Origin of the sequence: Rhodococcus sp. NPDC057014 (assembly GCF_042673295.1) — a bacterium.
GTDB lineage: Bacteria > Actinomycetota > Actinomycetes > Mycobacteriales > Mycobacteriaceae > Rhodococcus_F.
Window position 1 is genome coordinate 1 of record NZ_JBHUSF010000528.1, and the last position, 3,461, is coordinate 3,461.

Consider the following 3,461-nt stretch of genomic DNA (forward strand, 5'->3'; position numbering starts at 1 on the left):
ACGTCGCGTTCCACGACTCGACCACCAACCCCCGCTCAGCCGCGCCCAGAACCTCCACATCCCCCACCGCGATGTCCGGATCCCCGGCGATCGTCTCGAGAATCCGGACGAACCGCTCCCCGAACCCCACCACCGTCGCCCGGTCGAACACGTCGGACGCGAACGTGAACGAAGCGTCGATGCCCGCTGCGGTCCCCGTCGCGTCGTACTGCTCGGTGAGCGTCAACTGCAGGTCGAACTTGGAGACACCAGGGTCGACGTCGACGGTTTCCACCGTCAGTCCCGGCAGGGTCACATGGACCGGGGCGGTGTTCTGGAACTCGAGCAAGATCTGGAACAGCGGTGAGTACGCGGTCGAGCGGGTCGGCGCGACCGCGTCCACCACACTCTCGAACGGCACGTCCGCGTGTCCGAACGCCGCCAGATCCGCCTCCCGCACCCGGGACAGCACGTCGCCGAACGCCGCTGCGGGGTCGACGGCCGTGCGCAGGACCAGGGTGTTGACGAGCATCCCCACGACATCGTCGAGTGCTTCTTCGCCACGCCCGGCGATCGGCGTCCCGATCGCGACGTCTCCGGACCCGCTCAGCCGGGCCGTCAGCACCGCGAGCGCCGCGTGCATCACCATGAACATCGTGGAATCGTGTTGCCGCGCGAGGGCGAGAAGCGCCCGGTGGTCGTCCTCGGGCACGGTGAACCGGACGGTCCCGCCGCGGAGCGCCCTGTCGGTGGGCCTTGGTCGGTCCAGGGGAAGGTCGATCGCGTCGGGCAGACCGGACAGCGTCTGCTTCCAGTACGCCACTTGCGCCGACATCACACTGCCGGGATTGTCTTCGCTGCCGAGGGCCGCCCTCTGCCAGAGGCTGTAGTCGGCGTACTGCACGGGCAGCGGTCGCCAGTCCGGCGGCTGTTGCTGCACCCGCGCCGAGTACGCCACCATCAGGTCGCGGGCGAGCGGAGCCAGCGACGCCCCGTCCGCCGAGATGTGGTGCACCACCAGCACGAGAACGTGGTCGCCCCGGTCGGCCCGGAACAGGGCGCCGCGGACGGGCACCTCGGTGCTCACGTCGAAGCCCCGACCGGCCAACTCGGCCATTCGCGCACGCAACGCCGCCTCGTCCCCGACGGTTCTCGGCTCCAGATCCGGAATCATCCCGCCCAGTGGCTGGATCACCTGATGCGGTCCGTCCACGGACGCCGGATACACGGTGCGCAGCGATTCGTGTCGGTCGAGGATGTCCCCGACCGCGATTCGGAGCGCGTCCACGTCGAGGGTTCCGTTCAGGCGCAACGCCATCGGGATGTTGTAGGCGGGCGAGGAGGTGTCGTACTGATTGACGAACCACAGGCGCTGCTGGGCAAGCGAGAGCGGGATCCGGTCGGGACGCTGCTGCGCGACGAGGTCCGGGCGGCCCGAGGGCCTCGCGTGCGCACTCCCGATGCGTTCGGCCAACGCCTCCACGGTCGGCGCCTCGAACAGGGTCCGCACCACGAGTTCGACGCCGAGTGCGGCATTCACCCGTGCGACGACCCTCGTCGCGACGAGCGAGTTCCCGCCGAGGTCGAAGAAGCTGTCGTCGAGACCGATTCGCTCCACGCCGAGGACGTCCGCGAACACCCGGGCGACGGCCTTCTCCTCCGCGGTGGCGGGGGCGCGGAATTCGGCGGTCGTGGACAGGAATTCCGGCGCGGGGAGGGCAGCTCGATCGAGTTTCCCCACCGGTGTCAACGGCAACTCGTCCAGTATCACGATCGCCGCAGGCACCATGTACGTCGGCAGTTGCCGTGCGGTGTGGTCCGTCAACTCGGTCACGGTGACGTGCTGCCCGGCTGCGGGCAGCACGTACGACACGAGCACCGGGTCGCCGGACGGCGCCGTGTGCTGCATCGTCACGGCGGTCCGCACCCGCGGATGGGTGTGGAGGACCGTGTCGATCTCGCCGAGTTCGATGCGGAATCCGCGCACCTTCACCTGGAAATCACTGCGGCCCAGATACTCCAGTGTGCGGTCGGGTCGCCACCGCACGACGTCCCCGGTGCGGTACATCCTCTCGCCGGGGCCGCCGAACGGGTCTGCCACGAATCGCTCCGCCGTGAGCGCCGACCTGCCGTGGTATCCGCGGGCGAGGCCGTCGCCGGCGATGTACAACTCCCCGGCCACCCCGGCGGGCACCGGTGTCAGACGTTCGTCGAGGACGACCTCGCGGAAACCGCGGAGCGGGCCGCCCAGCGTGACGGCGCCGTCCGGGGACAGCGGTGCGCTGATGTTCGACATGACGGTGGCCTCGGTGGGCCCGTACGCATTGGACAGCCGGCGGCCGGGCGCCCACCGCTGCACCAGTTCCGGCGGACACGCCTCGCCGCCGAACACCACGTCCCGTAAGTCGGAGAGTCCGTCCGGCTCGATGGTGCCGAGCGCCGCGGTGGTGACGAATCCGTGCGTGACCCGCTCCGACTGCAGGAACCGGGACAGTTCTTCGCCGCCGTAGATCGTGGGCGGGGCGATCACCATGGTCGCCGCGGCGGCGAACACGTGCAGGTACTCGGAGACGGACGCGTCGAAACTCGGTGTGGAGAAGTGCAGGATCCGGGAGGTGTGCGTCGCACCGGATCGGGTGCGTTGCTCGGCCGCGAAGTTGTCCAGGCCGCTGTGGGTGACCACGACCCCTTTGGGCTTGCCCGTCGAACCGGACGTGTAGATCACGTACGCCGGATTCTCGGGCCGGAGGGGCCGAACCCGGTCGGCGTCGGTGACGGCCGAGGCCGGCCGACCGGCACTGTGCGACCGGAACGCGTCTTCGTCGAGCACCAGCCACGGCACCGATCCGGGTAGCCGGGACCGCACGGCCGACACGGTCACACCCAGTGCGGCGCCCGAGTCGTCGAGCATGTGCTCGATCCGCTCGGCGGGGTAGTTCGGGTCGGCGGGCAGGAATGCCGCACCCGACTTGGCGACCGCGAGCATCGACAGCACCGACTCGATCGATCGGGTCATGCCCAGTGCCACGACGTTCTCCGGCCCGATGCCGTGTTCGATCAGGACGCGGGCCAGCTGGTTGGAGCGCTCGTCCAATTCCCGGTACGTCACGTCGATTCCGAGATACGAGAGCGCGACGCCGCCGGGGTTGGCTTCGGCTGCCGCCGAGAACAATTCGGGGAGCGTGCGCCCCGGCCGCCCGGGGGAGCCGGGTACCGGGACGAGGGTGGCCCGTTCGGTGTCGGACAGGATGTCGATGTCGCCGACGGCGAGTCCGGGGTCGCCGGTGACCGCTTCCAGGATTCGGCTCAATCGTTCGCCGAGTCGACGAACAGTACCGGGGTCGAACAGATCGGTGGCGAACGCGAGGCTCACCGTGACACCGGACGGGATGCCGTCGGCGTCGAACGTCTCCGCCGCGGTGACGCGGAGGTCGAACCGGTCGATTCCGTGGATTCCGGTCGCGGCGCCGCCGTCGAACAGC

Annotated in this window: 1 protein-coding gene; it reads right to left on the reverse strand. The window is 69.6% G+C overall.

Going from position 1 to position 3,461, the window contains the following annotated elements; all coding sequences use genetic code 11:
* Nucleotides 1–3,461: amino acid adenylation domain-containing protein (locus tag ACFTZB_RS44235; RefSeq protein ID WP_378442147.1), on the reverse strand; the 3,461-nt coding region annotated here is incomplete at both ends.